The organism is Burkholderia sp. Bmkn7, from assembly GCF_041103175.1.
GTDB classification, from domain to species: Bacteria; Pseudomonadota; Gammaproteobacteria; order Burkholderiales; family Burkholderiaceae; genus Burkholderia; species Burkholderia cepacia.
Map to the genome: position 1 here is coordinate 2,004,395 of NZ_JBGCUH010000003.1, position 18,766 is coordinate 2,023,160.

Annotated in this window: 16 protein-coding genes; 12 read left to right on the forward strand and 4 right to left on the reverse strand. The window is 66.8% G+C overall.

Annotated features, from left to right (window positions below):
* Window positions 1-33 precede the first annotated feature (33 nt).
* Together AB3K92_RS30870 and AB3K92_RS30875 are read left to right on the forward strand one after the other, a co-directional pair.
* Window positions 34-756: an amino acid ABC transporter permease gene (locus tag AB3K92_RS30870; RefSeq protein ID WP_060377380.1), complete on the forward strand. Its 723-nt coding sequence runs from the start codon at window positions 34-36 to the stop codon at window positions 754-756.
* Between the two features lie 2 nt (window positions 757-758).
* Window positions 759-1,484: an amino acid ABC transporter permease gene (locus AB3K92_RS30875; protein ID WP_059623490.1), complete on the forward strand. Its 726-nt coding sequence runs from the start codon at window positions 759-761 to the stop codon at window positions 1,482-1,484.
* A gap of 147 nt (window positions 1,485-1,631) precedes the next feature.
* On the opposite strand, the gene AB3K92_RS30880 is transcribed toward AB3K92_RS30875, so the two are convergent.
* Window positions 1,632-2,903: a M23 family metallopeptidase gene (locus tag AB3K92_RS30880; RefSeq protein ID WP_369466500.1), complete on the reverse strand. Its 1,272-nt coding sequence runs from the start codon at window positions 2,901-2,903 to the stop codon at window positions 1,632-1,634.
* A gap of 341 nt (window positions 2,904-3,244) precedes the next feature.
* Window positions 3,245-3,892, reverse strand: coding sequence for a TetR family transcriptional regulator (locus tag AB3K92_RS30885; RefSeq protein WP_021163589.1), 648 nt, complete (start codon window positions 3,890-3,892; stop codon window positions 3,245-3,247).
* Between the two features lie 150 nt (window positions 3,893-4,042).
* Between AB3K92_RS30885 and AB3K92_RS30890 the strand changes: the two genes are divergently transcribed.
* From AB3K92_RS30890 to AB3K92_RS30925, 8 genes are all read left to right on the forward strand, one after another.
* Window positions 4,043-5,242, forward strand: a complete 1,200-nt coding sequence (locus AB3K92_RS30890; RefSeq protein ID WP_021163590.1) for a MexX/AxyX family multidrug efflux RND transporter periplasmic adaptor subunit — start codon at window positions 4,043-4,045, stop codon at window positions 5,240-5,242.
* A 20-nt stretch (window positions 5,243-5,262) separates the two neighbouring features.
* The gene (locus AB3K92_RS30895; protein WP_369466501.1) at window positions 5,263-8,400 is read left to right on the forward strand and encodes a multidrug efflux RND transporter permease subunit; all 3,138 of its coding nucleotides are present in this window, start codon (window positions 5,263-5,265) and stop codon (window positions 8,398-8,400) included.
* Window positions 8,400-9,860, forward strand: a complete 1,461-nt coding sequence (locus AB3K92_RS30900; protein WP_059677821.1) for an efflux transporter outer membrane subunit — start codon at window positions 8,400-8,402, stop codon at window positions 9,858-9,860. The genes AB3K92_RS30895 and AB3K92_RS30900 overlap by 1 nt, the downstream gene beginning before the upstream one ends.
* A gap of 794 nt (window positions 9,861-10,654) precedes the next feature.
* A complete protein-coding gene (locus tag AB3K92_RS30905) occupies window positions 10,655-11,167 on the forward strand; it encodes a fimbrial protein (RefSeq protein ID WP_021163594.1) in 513 nt (170 codons plus the stop codon).
* Between the two features lie 118 nt (window positions 11,168-11,285).
* The gene (locus AB3K92_RS30910) at window positions 11,286-13,739 is read left to right on the forward strand and encodes a fimbria/pilus outer membrane usher protein (protein WP_048020616.1); all 2,454 of its coding nucleotides are present in this window, start codon (window positions 11,286-11,288) and stop codon (window positions 13,737-13,739) included.
* A gap of 16 nt (window positions 13,740-13,755) precedes the next feature.
* Window positions 13,756-14,502 (forward strand): molecular chaperone, encoded by a 747-nt coding sequence (locus tag AB3K92_RS30915; protein ID WP_059623587.1) that lies wholly within the window; start codon window positions 13,756-13,758, stop codon window positions 14,500-14,502.
* A gap of 26 nt (window positions 14,503-14,528) precedes the next feature.
* Complete coding sequence (locus tag AB3K92_RS30920) at window positions 14,529-15,530, forward strand: fimbrial protein (protein ID WP_088611353.1); 1,002 nt, start codon at window positions 14,529-14,531, stop codon at window positions 15,528-15,530.
* 72 nt (window positions 15,531-15,602) lie between these two features.
* Window positions 15,603-16,928 carry a calcium-binding protein gene (locus AB3K92_RS30925; protein WP_226205858.1) on the forward strand — a complete coding sequence of 442 codons (1,326 nt, stop codon included), beginning with the start codon at window positions 15,603-15,605 and terminating at the stop codon, window positions 16,926-16,928.
* Between the two features lie 65 nt (window positions 16,929-16,993).
* Here AB3K92_RS30925 and AB3K92_RS30930 read toward each other — a convergent pair whose 3' ends face one another.
* Entirely contained in the window at window positions 16,994-17,131 is a 138-nt protein-coding gene (locus tag AB3K92_RS30930) for an HHHH-motif protein (protein ID WP_021163599.1), read from the reverse strand.
* Window positions 17,132-17,179: 48 nt separating this feature from the next.
* On the reverse strand, window positions 17,180-17,410 hold the full coding sequence (locus AB3K92_RS30935; RefSeq protein ID WP_060051464.1) for a hypothetical protein: 231 nt from the start codon (window positions 17,408-17,410) through the stop codon (window positions 17,180-17,182).
* Between the two features lie 325 nt (window positions 17,411-17,735).
* Here AB3K92_RS30935 and AB3K92_RS30940 point away from each other — a divergent pair, with 325 nt between their 5' ends.
* Window positions 17,736-18,392, forward strand: coding sequence for an RNA polymerase factor sigma-70 (locus AB3K92_RS30940; protein WP_027787449.1), 657 nt, complete (start codon window positions 17,736-17,738; stop codon window positions 18,390-18,392).
* A 108-nt stretch (window positions 18,393-18,500) separates the two neighbouring features.
* Entirely contained in the window at window positions 18,501-18,743 is a 243-nt protein-coding gene (locus tag AB3K92_RS30945; RefSeq protein WP_021163602.1) for an MbtH family NRPS accessory protein, read from the forward strand.
* Window positions 18,744-18,766 lie beyond the last annotated feature (23 nt).

The following is an 18,766-nucleotide window of genomic DNA, read 5'->3' on the forward strand; positions in this document are numbered from 1 at the left end:
ATCCGACCGCGCGCGTCGTGCGCGCTTCTTAGCATGCTCGGGTTGGCTCCCAAATATCTGTCCTGGCTCTGGCAGGGCTTCCTGCTGACGCTCGGTCTCGCGGCCGCATCGGCCGTCGCCGCGACCGCCGGCGGTCTGCTGCTCGCGGTGATGCGGCATGCACGCGGCAGGGCGCCGCGCTCGCTCGCCGCCGCATACGTCGTCGCGTTCCGCAACACGCCGTTGCTCGTGCAGTTGCTGTTCTGGTATTTCGGTGTCGCGTCGCTGCTGCCCGACACGTGGATCGCATGGCTCAATGCACGCCATGCGGTGAGCGTGGGCCCATTCGCGCTCGTGTGGCCGTCGTTCGAATTCGTCGCGGGCTGGGTCGGGTTGAGCGCGTATACGGCTGCGTTCGTTGCCGAGGAATGCGAAGCCGGCCTGCGCGGCGTGCGGCGCGCGCAACACGATGCGGCCGCCGCGCTCGGCCTCACGCCGATGCAGTCGCTGCGCTACGTGGTGCTGCCGCAGGCCGTGCGCATCGCGTTGCCGCCGCTGTTCGGCCAGTACATGAATCTCGTGAAGAATTCGTCGCTCGCGATGGCGATCGGCGTGGCCGAGCTGTCGTATGCATCGCGGCAGGTCGAGACCGAAACGTTCAAGACCTTCGCCGCGTTCGGCGTGGCGACCGTACTGTACGTCGCGGCGGTGGCCGTGATCGAAGCGGGCGCGTATGCGGCGACGCAATGGCGCGACCGGCTGGGAGCGGGGCGCTGACCATGGATTTCTCGCTGCTGCTCGCCAATCTGCCGTACCTGCTCGTCGGTGCGTTCCCGGAAGGGCCGCTCGGCGGTGCCGCGCTGTCGCTGCTGCTCGCGATCGCGTCGGCCGCGGCATCGGCCGTGCTCGGCATCGCGCTCGGCGTTGGCATGGCGCTCGCGCGCGGCCCGGCGCGCGTGCTGCTGCTCGCGTTCATCGGCTTCTTCCGCGCGATTCCCGTGCTGATGCTGATTTTCTGGACCTACTTCCTGATGCCCGTGCTGCTGCACATGGACGTGCCGGGGCTCGCGACGGTCGTGTGCGCGCTCGCGCTGATCGGCGGGGCGTATCTCGCGCATGCGGTGCATGCGGGCATCGTCGCGGCGGGCGACGGGCAATGGCAGGCCGGGCTGTCGCTTGGGCTCACACGCTGGCAGACGGTGCGCTACGTGCTGCTGCCGCAGGCGATCCGGATCATGACGCCGTCGTTCGTCAACCAGTGGGTCGCGCTCGTGAAGGACACGTCGCTCGCGTATATCGTCGGCGTGCCGGAGCTGTCGTTCGTCGCGACGCAGGTGAACAACCGGCTGATGGTGTATCCGGCGCCGATCTTCCTGTTCGTCGCGGTGATCTATCTGGTGCTGTGTACGTCGCTCGACGGCGCGGCGCGGTGGTTGTTGTCGCGGGGGGCGCGGGAGCGGCGTGCGGCGCAGACGACGGCCGAGTACACGGAACCTGCGCGGTAGCGGTGGGCCCGCGAGCCGGGTGCGATGCGTGCGCGCGTTCTCGGTGATGAAGATGAATGGTCCGCGACCCTCCGCGGCGGGCTGCGTCGCCGCTATTCGAGCGGCGACGCGCGTGATGTTGCTGCGGTGGTCGGGCGCTTCAGCGCGTCAGCTTCGTTCCGCCGCGTAGTGCGTATCGAAAACCGCCCGCAACGTCGACGGACCAGTCGCAAAATCCCCCCACAGCGGCCCGTCGTTCTGCGCGAACGCGAACGGCGTCTTGTTGATCGACGCGAGGCGGAAGCGCCATTGCGCGGCTTCCTGGCGGAATGCGGTGAGCTGCATGTCGGACAGCCCCGTCTGCGCGTTCGCGAGCGTGGCGAGCGGATCGACCGGATCGTTCGCGACCCGCACCTCGAAATGCAGGTGCGGGCCGGTGGCCGCGCCCGTCATCCCGACCGAGCCGATACGCTGACCCTGCTTCACCGTTTCGCCGACCTTCAGCCCGCGAGCGTATGCGGAAAGGTGCGCGTAGTACGTCGAATAGCCGTCCGCATGATCGACGATCACATAGCGGCCGTAGCCGCCCGGATCGGTTCCGACGAACGACACGACGCCGTCGGCCGCCGCAGCGACCGGCGTGCCGCTCGGCGCGGCGAGATCGACGCCCGTGTGGAAGGCCATCGCCTGCGACAGCGGATGGATGCGCTCGCCGAAGAACGAACTGATGCGCGTCCACTTGACCGGCATCGTGAACGCCGCGGCTTCGAGCGGCGAGCCGTCGAGCGCGTAGTACGCGCCGTGTTCGGCGCCCGGCGCGCGGAACCAGATCGCGCCGAACGTGCGGCCGGCGACGCGCAGTTCGAGCGCCGTGAGGCGCGGCGTGCCGTCGTTCGTATCGAACGCGACGCGGTAGTAGTCGCCACGCTGCGCGCTCGCGCGCATCGCGACCTTGCCGCTGACGAGATCGCCGAGCTGGATGCGCACTTCGGGCGGCACGTCGAGACGGTTCAGCGTATCGGACAGCGTGAGCTCGATGTCGCCCGCGCGCATCCCTTGCTGGTGTTCGGGCGGAGCAAGCTGGAACAGGCTGGCATAGCCGAGCATGTCGTTGCGATGCGCGCTGAGCGGCGCGAACAGGCCGGGCTGCAGGCTGCGATCGGTGTTGCGATCGACGTGCTCGTTGCGCTCGCCGATCGTGCGGGCGAGCTCGCTCGTCACGAAATGCTGCGCGGTGGGAAACGGCGTGTCGGACAGCACGCGCTGCGGCAGCGCGGCCGTGCCCGAGTCGACGGCGCCCGGCAGTTGCGACACGGCCGGCAGCGCGGCGAGGCCGAGTGCGGCGAGGGCGCCGAGCACGGCGGCCGGCACGAGCGCGCGCACGACGCGCTGCGCGCGGCCGGGCGCGAAAGCATCAGGGGTAGCGGCAGACTTGACCAAGGTGTCCACATCCAGGAAAGCGGTTCAAAAGGGGTGTGGGCAGGGGCCGCCGGCGGCACATCCGTCGGGCAGCGACGGGGGCGGGCGGCGGGCGTGCAACAAAACAGGCCCCGCCAGGGGCCTGTGTCGTTTCCGTTCGACCCAACGCGCGGGGCGGTGCCCGCTTCGAACGGCGGCGTGCATACCGGGTCGAACCCGGTTATCACGAAGACGCTAAAGAAAGATGACAGCGCCAGTCTACCGGTGTTCCGCAAAACGTTAAAAATTTTAAAGGGGGTCAGCTCATTCGTTTCGCAGTGCGGTAAATCGGGTTAAATCAGCATTTATTACGACCAATTTCGTCAGTCCGGCAATTTGTGCGTGCGGCCGCGCAGCGCATCGGACGTGCGCACGGTGTCGAAGCCGGCGTCGAGCATGGCCTCGGCGTCGTTCCACAGGTTGCCTCGCAGCCGGTTGGTCCAGATCATCGACGCGAACACGCCTTCGAGCAGCGACACGAGATAGACGGCGGCCAGATGCACGTCGAGATCGGCGGCGAGTTCACCGGCCGCGATCGCGCGGCGCAGCAGCGCCTTCGTGATCCGCAGCATCTGCAATTCGAGCAGCATGCGGCGCCGCTGCAGCGCGCCGTTTTCCTCGCTCTGCTCGCACTTCGTATAGAGGATCACGAGCACGCGCTGCATCGGGCCCGGTTCGCCGCATTCCTGCAGATAGTGCGAGGCGGCGCGCCGCAGCGTGGCGAGCGGCGGCAGCCCGTCGCCCGCGTCGAAGCCTTCCGACGTGCGCGCGAACGCGCGGTCGCACATCGCGAGACACACTTCCATCTTGTTGCGGTAGTGGCCGTAGACGGCGCCGCGCGACATCCCGGCGGCCTCGGCGAGATCCGCCATCGCGGTTTGCGCGACGCCTTTCTCGAGCAGCACGAGTTCGGCGGCGTCGAGGATCCGGTGCTTGATGGCGAGCGATTCTTCGCGGGTCTTGCGGGCCATGTCCTGAAATTCCTTACAGTTCGCTGTCGTTTTATTGAGACAGTGTGCCGGTCAGATTGAAGCGGCGTGTATTTAATCAATCGTGACTGATTATAATCGGCCACCCTGAGCCGCCGCATTGTATCGGCGGCGAACGATCCGAGGTCACATATGAATAACAATCGCTCCCTGTTGCGCCACCGGCTGGCGCCGTTCGCGCTGGCGGCCGTGCTGGCCCTGGCCGGATGTGGAAAGGGCGACAAGGACACCGCGCCGGAGGCCGCGAAACAGGCGACGGTCGTGACGGTGCGCCCGACGGCCGTGCCGATGACCGTCGAATTGCCGGGCCGGCTCGATGCATACCGGCAGGCGGAAGTGCGCGCGCGGGTCGCGGGCATCGTGACCGCACGCACCTACGAGGAAGGCCAGGAAGTGAAGCAGGGCGCGGTGCTGTTCCGCATCGATCCCGCGCCGCTGAAGGCCGCGCGCGACGCCGCGCAGGGGGCGCTCGCGAAGGCGCAGGCCGCCGCGCTCGCGGCGAGCGACAAGCGCCGCCGTTACGACGATCTCGTGCGCGATCGCGCGGTGAGCGAGCGCGACCACACCGAGGCCGTTGCAGGCGACACGCAGGCGAAGGCCGACGTTGCGTCCGCGAAGGCGGAACTCGCACGGGCGCAGCTGCAGCTCGACTATGCAACGGTCACCGCGCCGATCGCGGGCCGTGCACGGCGCGCGCTCGTGACCGAAGGCGCGCTCGTCGGCCAGGACCAGGCGACGCCGCTCACGACCGTCGAGCAGCTCGACCCGATCTACGTGAACTTCTCGCAGCCCGCCGCCGACGTCGACGCGTTGCGCCGGGCGGTGAAGAGCGGGCGCGCGACGGGCATCGCGCAGCACGACATCACGGTGACGCTGCTGCGCGCCGACGGCACCGCGTATCCGCTGAAGGGCAAGCTGCTGTTCAGCGATCTCGCGGTCGATCCGACCACCGACACCGTCGCGATGCGCGCGCTGTTCCCGAATCCGGAGCGCGAACTGCTGCCGGGCGCGTATGTGCGGATCGCACTCGACACGGCGGTCGACCAGCGGGCGATCCTCGTGCCGCGCGATGCGCTGCTGCGCACGGCCGACCGCACGTCGGTGCGCGTGGTCGGCACGAACGGCAAGGTCAAGGACGTCGAGGTCACGGCCGACCAGATGAGCGGCCGCGACTGGCGCATCACGCGCGGCCTCGCGGGCGGCGAGCGCGTGATCGTCGACGATGCCGCGCAGTTCGCGCCCGATACGGCCGTCAAGCCCGTCGAGAAGGTGCCGCCGTCGAAAGCGGCGCCGGCAGCGACCGCTTCGCAGGCGGCCGCCCGTCAAACCTGACCGGTTAACACCACACCACCATGGCACGTTTCTTCATCGATCGCCCCGTCTTCGCGTGGGTGATCGCAATCTTCATCATGCTGGGCGGCGCATTCGCGATCCGCTCGCTGCCCGTTGCGCAGTACCCGGACATCGCGCCGCCCGTCGTCAGCATCTATGCGACGTACCCGGGTGCATCCGCGCAGGTCGTCGAGGAATCGGTGACCGCGCTGATCGAGCGCGAAATGAACGGCGCGCCGGGGCTGATGTATACGTCCGCGACGAGCAGCGCCGGCGCGGCGTCGCTGTACCTGACGTTCAAGCAGGGCGTCAACGCCGATCTCGCGGCCGTCGAAGTGCAGAACCGGCTGAAGACGGTCGATGCGCGGCTGCCGGAACCGGTGCGGCGCGACGGCATCCAGGTCGAGAAGGCCGCCGACAACATCCAGCTCGTGGTGTCGCTGACATCCGACGACGGGCGGATGACCGACGTGCAGCTCGGCGAATATGCGTCGGCGAACGTCGTGCAGGCGCTGCGCCGTGTCGACGGCGTCGGCCGGGTGCAGTTCTGGGGCGCCGAATATGCGATGCGGATCTGGCCCGACCCGGTGAAGATGGCCGGGCACGGCCTCACCGCGTCGGATATCGCGTCGGCGGTGCGCGCGCACAACGCACGCGTGACGATCGGCGACATCGGCCGCGCCGCGGTGCCGGCCAGCGCACCGATCGCGGCGACCGTGTTCGCCGATGCGCCGCTGAAGACGCCGGCCGAGTTCGGCGCGATCGCGCTGCGCACGCAGGCCGACGGCTCCGCGCTGTATCTGCGCGACGTCGCGCGCGTCGAGTTCGGCGGCAACGACTACAACTACCCGTCGTACGTGAACGGCAAGGTCGCGACCGGGATGGGCATCAAGCTCGCGCCGGGCTCGAACGCGGTATCCACCGAGAAACGCGTGCGCGCGACGATGGACGAGCTGTCCGCGTATTTCCCGCCGGGCGTGAAGTACCAGATCCCGTACGAGACGTCGTCGTTCGTGCGCGTGTCGATGAACAAGGTCGTCACGACGCTGATCGAGGCCGGCGTGCTCGTGTTCCTCGTGATGTTCCTGTTCATGCAGAACCTGCGCGCGACGCTGATCCCGACGCTCGTCGTGCCGGTCGCGCTCGCGGGCACGTTCGGCGTGATGTACGCGGCCGGTTTCTCGATCAACGTGCTGACGATGTTCGGGATGGTGCTCGCGATCGGCATCCTCGTCGACGACGCGATCGTCGTGGTCGAGAACGTCGAGCGGCTGATGGTCGAGGAGGGGCTCGGGCCGTACGACGCGACCGTCAAGGCGATGAAGCAGATCAGCGGCGCGATCGTCGGGATCACCGTGGTGCTGACGTCGGTGTTCGTGCCGATGGCGTTCTTCGGCGGCGCGGTGGGCAACATCTACCGGCAGTTCGCGCTGTCGCTCGCGGTGTCGATCGGTTTCTCGGCCTTCCTCGCGCTGTCGCTCACGCCCGCGCTGTGCGCGACGCTGCTCAAGCCCGTGTCCGGCGAACATCACGAGAAGCGCGGCTTCTTCGGCTGGTTCAACCGCTTCGTCGCGCGTTCGACGCAGCGCTACGCGACACGCGTGGGCAAGATGCTGAAGAAGCCGGTGCGCTGGCTCGTCGTGTACGGCGCGTTGACCGCGGCCGCGGGGCTGATGCTCACGCAACTGCCGACCGCGTTCCTGCCGGACGAGGACCAGGGCAACTTCATGGTGATGGTGATCCGGCCGCAAGGCACGCCGCTCGCGGAAACGATGCAGAGCGTGCGGGAAGTCGAGTCGGCCATCCGCCGTGACGAGCCGACCGCCTATACGTATGCGCTCGGCGGTTTCAACCTGTACGGCGAAGGGCCGAACGGCGGGATGATCTTCGTCACGCTGAAGAACTGGAAGGAGCGCAAGGCCGCAGACGCGCACGTGCAGGCGATCGTCGCGCGCATCAACGAGCGCTTCGCGGGCACGCCGAACACGACGGTGTTCGCGATGAACTCGCCGGCGCTGCCCGATCTCGGGTCGTCGAGCGGTTTTGACTTCCGGCTGCAGAACCGCGGTGGACTCGACTACGCGACGTTCAGCGCCGCGCGCGAGCAGCTGCTCGAGGCGGGCCGCAAGGATCCCGCGTTGACCGACCTGATGTTCGCCGGCACGCAGGACGCGCCGCAGCTGAAGCTCGACATCGATCGCGCGAAGGCGTCCGCGCTCGGCGTGTCCATGGATGAGATCAACACGACGCTCGCGGTGATGTTCGGCTCCGACTATATCGGCGATTTCATGCACGGCACGCAGGTGCGGCGCGTGATCGTGCAGGCCGACGGGCTGCACCGGCTCGATCCGGACGACGTGAAGAAGCTGCGCGTGCGCAACTCGCATGGCGAGATGGTGCCGCTCGCGGCGTTCACGACACTGCACTGGACGCTCGGGCCGCCGCAGCTCACGCGCTACAACGGCTTTCCGTCGTTCACGATCAACGGCTCGGCCGCGCAGGGCCACAGCAGCGGCGAGGCGATGGCCGCGATCGAGCAACTCGCGGCGAAGCTGCCGGCCGGAACCGGCCATGCGTGGTCGGGGCAGTCGTTCGAGGAGCGGCTGTCGGGCGCGCAGGCGCCGATGCTGTTCGCGCTGTCGGTGCTCATCGTGTTCCTCGCGCTCGCGGCGCTCTACGAGAGCTGGTCGATTCCGTTCGCGGTGATGCTGGTCGTGCCGCTCGGCGTGATCGGCGCGGTGCTCGGCGTCACGCTGCGGATGATGCCGAACGACATCTACTTCAAGGTGGGGCTGATCGCGACGATCGGATTGTCCGCGAAGAACGCGATCCTGATCGTCGAAGTCGCGAAGGACCTGGTCGCGCAGCGCATGTCGCTCGTCGACGCCGCGCTCGAGGCCGCGCGCCTGCGGCTGCGGCCGATCGTGATGACGTCGCTCGCGTTCGGCGTGGGCGTGCTGCCGCTCGCGTTCGCGTCGGGCGCCGCGTCCGGCGCGCAGATGGCGATCGGCACCGGCGTGCTCGGCGGCGTGATCACGGCGACCGTGCTCGCGGTGTTCCTCGTTCCGCTGTTTTTCGTGATCGTCGGCCGCCTGTTCGACGTCGGCCCGCGCCGGCGCGGCGGAGCGCAGCCGGCGGCGATGGAGGGTTCTCAATGATGTTTGCGCTGAATGCACAGGCAGCGCTGCGGGTTCAGGTTGCGCTGGCCGCCGCGCTCGCGCTGGCCGGCTGCACGCTCGCACCGCGTTACGAGCGGCCGGCGGCGCCCGTGCCGGCGACCTATGCGCCGGTCGACGGCGAAGCCGCGCCCACGTCGGCCGCGGCATCGCCCGCCGATGCCGCGCTGCTCGACGACTGGCGCGCGTACTTCACCGATGCCGCGCTGCAGGCGTGGATCGACGCGGCGCTCGCAAACAACCGCGACCTGCGGGTCGCCGCCGGCCGGCTCGAGGAAGCGCGCGCACTGTACGGCGTGCAGCGCGCGGACCTGATGCCGTCGGTCGATGCGAATCTGGGTTATGAGCGTGCGCGCCAGTACGACCCGGTCGTGCGCGAAAGCGCGATCAGCGGGCTGTATCGTGCGGGCGTCGGCATCAGCGCATACGAGCTCGACCTGTTCGGCCGCGTGCGCAGCCTGTCCGACGCGGCGCTCGCCGAGTATTTCGCGACGGCCGACGCGCAACGCACGGTGCGCATCGGCGTGATCGCCGACGTGGCGGGTGCGTACGTGTCGGAGCGCTCGCTGCACGAGCAGCTCGCGCTCGCGCAGCGTACGCTGGACGCGCGCGAACGCATGGCCGCGCTCACGCAGCGTCGTTATGCGGCCGGCACGAGCGACGCGATCGAGCTGCGCTCGGCCGAGATGCTGGTGGCATCCGCGCGCGCATCGCAGGCCGCGCTGCAGCGCGAGCATGCGCAGTCGGTGCGGGCGCTGCAGTTGCTCGCGGGCGACTTCGCGCGCAACGTGCCGGGCGACACGACCGCGCTCGACACGCTGTCGATCGCGCCCGTGGCGCCCGGCGCACCGAGTGCGCTGCTCGAACGGCGGCCGGACATCCGGCAGGCGGAAGCGCGGCTCAAGGCCGCCAACGCGCAGATCGGCGCCGCGCGCGCGGCGTTCTTTCCGCGCATCACGCTGACGAGCGACTACGGCTCGGTCAGCGATGCGTTCTCGAGCCTGTTTGCCGGCGGCACCAGCGTATGGACGTTCGCGCCGCGCATCACGTTGCCGATCTTCGCGGGCGGACGCAACCGCGCGAACCTCGACGTCGCGAACGCGCGCAAGCACATCGCGGTTGCCGATTACGAGAAGACGGTGCAAACCGCGTTCCGCGAAGTGGCCGACGCATTCGCCGCGCGCGACTGGATCGATCGCCAGCTCGCCGCGCAGCAGGACGTGTATGCGGCCGACGGCGCGCGGCTGAAGCTCGCGGAACGCCGCTACGCGGGCGGCGTCGCGACGTATCTCGAACTCCTCGACGCGCAGCGCAGTACGTACGAGTCGGGGCAGGAACTGATCCGGCTCAAGCAGCTCAGGCTCGCGAATGCGATCGCGCTGTATCGCGCGCTCGGCGGCGGCTGGTCGCCGGCGTCGGCGGAGGCCGCGGCTTCCGCGTAGTGCCCGTCGCCCGACGCCGCAGCGCGTCGGGCGGCATGACGGCGGCGGTACGTTTCGACGTGCCGCCGCCGCTTCCCTCGATCCATACCGCTGGTTCCAGCGATATCTTTTCCCATCGACAGGCCGGCCGGAACAGCCGTCATCTTGCGACCGCGCGTGTCGCAATTCCGCGCAAACGTGTGCGGGTCATTTTGCCTTCTTTCTCCCATGCGACGAGGTTCCGATATCGGGTTCCGGCGGCCGCTCATGCGTGCGATTTGCAATCCGGAATTGAAGATCGAATTAACCATATATCGGAAATAATGAGGGCGGCAAAGTGTCGCGGTAAAACGTTTGTATTCATGTCGCAATCGTTTGCGCGAAAAAATTGTATTGATTGAATCGCCGGTTAATTTCCTGTTTGTTGAAAATGATTTGATATTGGCGTTGTCGCCGGGCAACGATGGCGGCTCCGGACAATGTTTTGTCCTTTTCTCGGATGATTTGCCGGAGCCAATGCCGGCAAGGGTGGGCGGGGTAGTTTCGGCTGCTGATCGGAAATATCCTTAATCTTCAATTGCTTCCAGTGAATAAAAAAGGACTGCGGATAAAAATTTCCGGATTGAAAATTGACAGGAAATAGTGAGGATTTGGAGGGGTAAATCGGACATTGTCAGATGCATTTGACAATGATTTACAGAAAACTTTCATGATTATCTCGATAATGCCGCCTCGTGACGGACGGGAGCCACCACGCGCTGCCGTTTGTATCCGCCACGTCATCTATTCCATTTGCAGTCCTTTCGGGAAACGTCATGAAAAAATCCATCCTGACCGCTGTCGCATTCGCGGCCCTGTCGACCTCGGCCTTCGCAGCGGGCACCGGCACGATCAACTTCACGGGCGAGATCGTCGCGGGCGCATGCGGCATCGATTCGGGTTCGGTCAACCAGACCGTGAACCTCGGCAAGGTGCCGACCAACGTGTTCAAGCAGGCTGGCGACAAGTCCACGCCGACCAACTTCGACATCAAGCTGACCGACTGCGACACGAGCGTCGCGCAGAACGCGTACTTCACGTTCACGGGCACGTCGAGCGCGGGCCAGCCGAAGCTGCTCGCCACGATCGGTTCGGCAACCAACGTCGGCATCCGCCTGCAGGCAGCGTCGGGTGAATACCTCGACAACGGCGCCGAGCAGAAGGCACCGACCGTGCTGCAAAACGGCACGAACGTCGCACGCTTCGCGGCCATGTACGAAGCGACCGCAGCCGGCGTGACGCCGGGTACCGCCGAAGGCGTGGCGAACTTCACCGTCCGCTACCAGTAAGCCGCCGTACCGGGGAAGGGTGCGCGCACCCTTCCTCGTTCGTTTTTCCTCATTTCCCCCTTCGTTCGACTTCCGGTAGCGCCGCGTGCGAATCAGACATTCCTTCCTTTGCGTCTCCGTGCTGGTTGTCGGCAGCCAGAGCCATGCGACGGAATTCAATTCGTCGTTCCTGAACATCGACGGCTCGAACAACGTCGACCTGTCGCAGTTCTCGCAGGCGGACTTCACGCTGCCCGGCGAGTACATGCTCGACGTACAGGTCAACGACCTGTTCTACGGGCTGCAGGCGATCGAGTTCATCGCCGTCGACGCGTCGGGAGCGGGCAAACCGTGCCTGCGCCCGGAACTCGTCGCGCAGTTCGGGCTGAAACCGTCGCTCGCGAAGGACCTGCCGCGCTTCCAGGGCGGCCGTTGCGTCGATCTCGGCGCGATCGAGGGGGCGACCGTGCGCTACCTGAAAAGCGACGGACGGCTCAAGATCACGATTCCGCAGGCTGCGCTCGAGTTCAGCGATACGACCTACCTGCCGCCGGAGCGCTGGTCGGAAGGGATTCCCGGCGCGATGCTCGACTATCGCGTGATCGCGAACACGAACCGCAACTTCGGCACGGGCGGCGGGCAAACGAATTCGATCCAGGCCTACGGGACGGTTGGCGCGAACTGGGATGCATGGCGCTTTCGCGGCGACTACCAGGCGCAATCGAACGTGGGCAATACGGCCTACGCGGACCGCACGTTCCGCTTCAGCCGGCTTTATGCATTTCGCGCGCTGCCGTCGATCCAGTCGACGGTGACGTTCGGCGACGACTACCTGACGTCCGACATTTTCGACACGTTCGCGCTGACGGGCGCGTCGATCCGCAGCGACGACCGCATGCTGCCGCCTTCGCTGCGCGGCTATGCGCCGCTGATCTCGGGCGTCGCGCGCACCAACGCGACCGTGACCGTGTCCCAGGCGGGCCGCGTGTTGTACGTGACGCGCGTGTCGCCGGGCGCCTTCGCGCTGCAGAACATCAATACGAGCGTGCAGGGCACGCTCGACGTCGCAGTCGAGGAAGAGGACGGCAGCGTGCAGCGCTTCCAGGTGACGACGGCCGCCGTGCCGTTCCTCGCGCGCGCCGGGCAACTGCGCTACAAGGCCGCCGTCGGCAAGCCGCGGCTCTTTGGCGGCGCCGGCATTACGCCGTTCTTCGGCTTCGGCGAAATCGCCTACGGCCTGCCGTTCGACGTCACCGCGTACGGCGGTTTCATCGCCGCGTCGGGCTACACGTCGATCGCGCTCGGCGTGGGCCGCGACTTCGGCGCGTTCGGCGCGTTGTCGGCCGACGTCACGCATGCGCGGGCACGCCTGTGGTGGAGCGGCGCGACGCGCAACGGCAACTCGTACCGCATCAACTATTCGAAGCACTTCGACGGGCTCGATGCCGACGTGCGTTTCTTCGGTTATCGCTTCTCCGAGCGCGAATACACGAACTTCGCGCAGTTCTCGGGCGACCCGACCGCGTACGGCCTCGCCAACAGCAAGCAGCGCTACTCGGCGACGCTGTCGAAGCGTTTCGGCGACACGTCGACCTATTTCTCGTACGACCAGACGACCTACTGGGAACGTGCGAACGAGCAGCGCGTCGGCCTCACGCTGACGCGCGCGTTCTCGATCGGCACGCTGCGCAACTTGAACGTGAGCGTATCGGCCTTCCGCACGCAGAGCGCCGGTGCAAGCGGCAACCAGGTCTCGGTTACCGCGACGCTGCCGATCGGCGGCCGCCACACCGTCACGTCGAACCTGACGACCGGCAGCGGCAGCACGAGCGTGAACGCCGGTTATATCTACGACGATCCGGATGGCCGCACCTATCAGGTCAACGCGGGCGCGACCGACGGACGGGCGTCGGCGAACGCGAGCTACCGCCAGCGCTCGTCGGCGTATCAGCTGACCGCGCAGGCGTCGACGCTCGCCAATGCGTATGCGGCCGCGTCGCTCGAAGTCGACGGCTCGTTCGTCGCGACGCAATACGGCGTCGCGGCGCACGCGAACGGCAACGCGGGCGACACGCGGTTGCTGGTGTCGACCGACGGCGTGCCCGACGTGCCGCTGTCCGGCACGCTCTCGCATACCGATTCGCGCGGTTATACGGTGCTCGACGGCATCTCGCCGTACAACGTCTACGACGCGACGGTCAACGTCGAGAAGCTGCCGCTCGAGGTGCAGGTGTCGAACCCGATCCAGCGCATGGTGCTGACCGACGGCGCGATCGGCTTCGTGAAGTTCTCCGCCGCGCGCGGCAGCAACCTGTACCTGACGCTGACCGACCCGGTCGGCAAGCCGCTGCCGTTCGGCGCATCGGTGCAGGACATGGCGAACGGCAAGGAACTCGGCATCGTCGGCGAGGGCGGCGCGGCGTTCCTGACCCAGGTTCAACCGAAATCCACGCTGGCGGTGCGCGCGGGCGAACGCACGCTCTGCACGATCGACACGCTGCCGAACCAGCTCCAACTCGAAGGCACGCCGATTCCGGTGACGTGCCAGACGCCCGGCGAGTCGCATGCAGCGGCCGCACGGGTCGAACGATGAATTCACGGATCCAGCGATGAAAAACTCCTTCTCCCTTTCCTTTCCGCGGCGCGCAGGGTGCGTGCTCGCGACCGCCGGTGCGCTCCTCGCGGGCGCCGCGCAGGCGGCGATCGTGCCCGATCGCACGCGCGTGATCTTCAACGAAGGCGAACAGGCGGCGGTCGTCACGATCACCAACAAGAGCACGACCTACCCGTATCTCGTGCAGTCGTGGCTCGAGGACGCGCAGGGCAACAAGATCACGTCGCCGCTGATGGTCGTGCCGCCGCTGCAGCGCGTCGAGGCGAACGAGCGCAACGTGCTGCGGATCGCGAAGCTGCCGGGCACCGAGCTGCCGGCCGATCGCGAATCGGTGTTCTACCTGAACATCCGCGAAGTGCCGCCGAAGACCGATACGCCGAACACGCTGCAGATCGCGCTGCATACGCAGATGAAGCTGTTCTACCGGCCGAAGGCCGTGCAGCCCGCGCGCGACGAGGACTGGACGCTGCCGATGACGTTGCGCGTCGATGCGGCCGCGCACAAGCTCGTGTTCGACAATCCGACGCCGTATCACATCACGATCGTCGACGTGGCGTCGGGTGCGCAGAAGACGCACGTGCCGCTGGAGCCGGTGATGGTCAGCCCGATGAGCACGGCCGACGTGCCGTTCAAGGCCGCGACGCCCGCGACGCTGTTCGTCACGCACATCGACGATTACGGCGGCCAGGTGGCGGTCGAGTATGCGTGCGAGGCAGGTGCTTGCAAGAGCGTGAAGAAATGAGCGGGGGCGGACGACAGGCCCTCCGCATGTTGACGATGGCGTCGTGGCTGCGCCTGGCGATCTTCGCGGTGCTGGTCGCCGCCATGCAGCCGGCGTTTGCCGTACGCTGCGTGACCAGCAGCGGTGCGACGTCGATGACGGAATCGATCGGCGGTGTCGCCTCCTATCCGACCGACGCACCTGACGGCTACGTGATCTGGGTGTCGCCGGTTCGCACGACGACGGGGTATTGCTTCAAGGATCTGGGCGGCAAGGGCAACATCGACATCGACGATCCGATCTCCTTCTACGCGAATCCGAACAAGCAGAACCCGGCTGCCTGGGGGCTCGAAATCGGCATCCGGTACCTGGGACAGGACCACTTTGGCGCGGGGAGTCAGCCTGGCACCGGCGTGGCGACGGGCAAGACGGTACCGGCGTGCAGTGACGAAAAACTGGCATGGGGCCAATGCCCGAAGGTGCCTATCGACATTTCCTATCAGGTGGTCGTCCGCAAGCGCGGCTCGTGGACGCAACCGCCGAGCGACATCTACACGGTATTCCAGTTCGACGGAGCGAAGGGGCTGAATGCGATCCACCCGAGCTTCCAGTACCGCCTGAGCGGCATGCGCAATCTCAAGCCGACACCGTGCTTCGTCGACGTACTGGTGACGCCCGAACCGGGCATCGTCAATTTCGGGCAGGTACAGTCGGTCGGCAATGGCTTTCTACCGGCGGTGCCGCGCAAACGCTTCTCGTTGTCGCTAACCAAGAAATGCAATGTCGCGGTGAAGGTCGATGGGTACTTCGAAACGAGCTTTCCGGTTCGGAACGGTTTGCTGGTGCCCGCGTCGGACAGCAATTTCGGTATCGGCATCGAAGACAGCCAGGGTAAGGCGATTCCATTCAACGAACAGTTCACGCTCGCGCAATTCCCGTCGAACGTCATGAACCAGAGCGTATTGATGGACGCGGTGCTGAAGTCGTTCGGACCACCGAAGATCGGAAGGTTCGACGCAACGGCGACGATCCGCTTGTTTATTTACTGACGCGCGCGAGGCCCTGGCAGGGCGACGATCGAGTGCTTATTGGGGGAGATGAAAATGCATCTGAAGGGCACCATGGCAGCGACACTGTTCGTTGCTTCGACGGTGGGCGCGGCTCACGCACAGACGGTATCGGCGGGGGGGTATTCGCTGACCGTGATCGGTGACCTGGGTGGTCCGCGCGACATGCGGTACAACGGGAATGCCGTCAGCGCCGACGGCAAGACGATCATCGGCGCCTACTGGAGCGACGCGCAGCCCGGTAACTCGATGGCCTTCTCGTGGTCGGCCGCGACGGGCTGGCAGCGGCTGGCCGCGCCGGCGAACGCCTATGACTCGCTGGCACAGACGGTGTCGGGCGACGGGCAGGTGATCGGCGGCTCGATCAGTGCGCGCCAGGCGGAAAGCAGCAACGTCGATCGATGGGCGGTGCGATGGCCCGGCGACGGTCGCACACAGAAACTCGTTCCGGATACGGCGGGCCGGGACGCATCGGTCGAAGTCGCGAACCTCGCCGGCACGAGGATGACGGGCAGCTTCACGGCGAAAGGCGGCCGGAATGCACGGTTCATTTGGGACCAGCCGAGGGGTTTCCGCGAGTTGCCGCCGGGCGGCGACTATATCGTGCAGCTCCTGTCGATGACCTCGTCCGGGAATGCGGCAGCAGGGTTGGCCGGCAATGTCGATGGCGTGTATGGCACGCGTGCGCTCCTGTGGACCGAACGATTCGGCGAACGACTGTTGCCGACGATCAACGCGGGCGTGGCCAGAATGGATCTGGCCAGTGGTGTGACCGAAGACGAACGGACGATCGTCGGCTCGCTCGGCACTCTGGTGGTTACGCCGGATGGACAATGGGTCGACTCGGAGGCCGTGCTGTGGACGAACGGCGGCGACAGCATCCAGCGGCTCGGTTTTCTCGACGGCGACGACAGCAGCTACGCGCAAGCGATCAGCACAGACGGGCGGGTCGTCATCGGCACATCGAGCAACGGACAGACCGGTGTCGAGCGCGTCTTCGTGTGGACGCCGCAAAGCGGCATGCGCAGCCTCGTTGCGTTGCTCGAAGCGGCCGGCCTGTCGGTCGGCACGCTGAACCTGGCCAACGTGATCGGCGTGAGCCCCGACGGGCAGACCATCACGGGGCAGGGTTATCGCGACGGCGATCCCGACTATCGACCGCAGTTCTGGCAAGTGCACATCGATGCGGCGACCCTGCGCGCGTTGCAGCCGGCGAGCCCGGGCGCCGACGCATTGCGGGTGCGGGCTTCGCCGCGCAAGGCGGCGTCACGCATGCTGGCGGCGAAGCCGGACGCAGCGATGCAGCGAAGCGTGTGCCGCATGCCCGTCAGCCCGGCGCAGCTCGCGCGATGCCTGCCGCGGTTGCCGGCCGCACGCTGACGAGCGTGGTCGCACGCAGGTGAAGCGATGAAACAAGGCGCCGGTTTTCCGGCGCCTTGTTTCGTTTACCGCACCCAGCGACACATCCTGTGATGGTGATGGTCGAAGTGGCACACGCGGTGCGGATGCGCTTCGGCGATGGCCGGCACGAGCACGGCGGCGGCAAGCGCCGCGACGGCGAGCGATTTCAGTAGCGTTTTCATGTTGCAGTCCTGATCGTTGAAAAATGAATCACGGGAAGCGGGAACGCCTTACCACTGCGGCCGCTGATCGTCGCGTCGGTCGTCCCGGCGGTCGTCATATCCGCGGGGATGCTGCGCTTCCCAGTCGCGGCGCTCCCAGTAGCGATTGCCGTCCCAGTAACGATCGCCATGCCAGCCGATCGTGACCTGAGCCGGACCGGCAGGATAGGCAACGCACCCGGTCAGCATCACGCTCGACAGCGCGCCAGCCATGACAGCGGACAACACGATGGATTTCATGGTTTTCTCCCTTGGAAACAGCCCCCCGATCGTACGAGCCCCCAAAATTTCACGTAGTAGGAAGTTGCTACCGACCATGACACGTGCAGGCGCTTTGTCAGACGCGTGAAAGATCGTGTCGGTGGGTCGCAGGCCGGTCGCGCCGTTCGGACGGGCCGATGACCACGTACCGAACCAGCCGACGTGCGTCCCCTCCACGCGGGCAACGATTTCGTCAATTGTTCAGACAAATCCTGTCGACTGAAAGGGTCATTGGGTAATCAGATTGAGAATGATTTGCGTTTACGTTAAATTGCGCTATCTCGGAATTTGACGGAGCAGATCGATGGCGATGGCGGAAGTGCTCGACCGACCGGCGGCGGCAGCGGCGAACCCGTTCCTCGGCAGTCATCCCGACCGGCCGCCGCGTGCGCGCCGCGCCACGGAGCCCCGTGCGCAGGGCGCATTGCTCGACGTGCTGATCTCGCATCGCGCGATGCTCGTGAACGTCGCGCGCGGCTTCGTCGGCTGCGCGAGCCGTGCCGAGGACGTCGTGCACGACGTGTTCGTGAAGCTCGTCGAATTCCCGAACCAGGATGCGGTGCGCCAGCCGGTCGCGTACGTGACGCGGATGGTGCGCAATGCGTCGATCGACGCGTGCCGCCGGCAAAACCTCGAGAACGTCTATCACACGGAAGAGGACGACGGTTTCGACGTGCCGTCGCCCGAGCCGACGCCGGAAGCCGCACTGCTGACGCGCGATACGCTGCGGCGCGTGTGGGCCGCGCTCGACGACCTGCCGGCGCGCAGCCGCGCGGCCTTCGAGATGGTGCGGCTGCGCGAGGAGACGCTGCAGACCGCGGCGCGCGCGCTGAACGTGTCGCAAACGCTCGTGCATTTCATGGTGCGCGACGCGGAGCGCCACTGCGCGGAATGCCTCGACGCATGCCATCGCGGTGTCGCGTGCCCGGTGTTCCTCGGCGGCCGCACGCGGCGCCGGTGAGCGCGGGTAAAAAAACGCGCCGGCCAATCGTCTATCAGACAGGAGCGGCCGAAACCGCCGCTTTGCCATCCGCTTTGCCACTTTCAACCGCCTCAGCGATTTCCGATCATGACGCAAGCCACGACGCCTTCCGCCGACACCGACGATCTCGTCTATACGGTCGTCATCAATGACGAAGAACAGTATTCGATCTGGCCGACGTTCCGGCCCGTGCCGGCCGGCTGGCGCGAAGTGGGCGTGAGCGGCCCGAAAGCCGACTGTCTCGCGCACATCGAGACCGTCTGGACCGACATGCGCCCCGCGAGCCTGCGCCGCGCGATGGACGGCGAGCGCGCATCGCGCGCGTCGTGACCCGCCGCGCCGCGTGGGCGGCG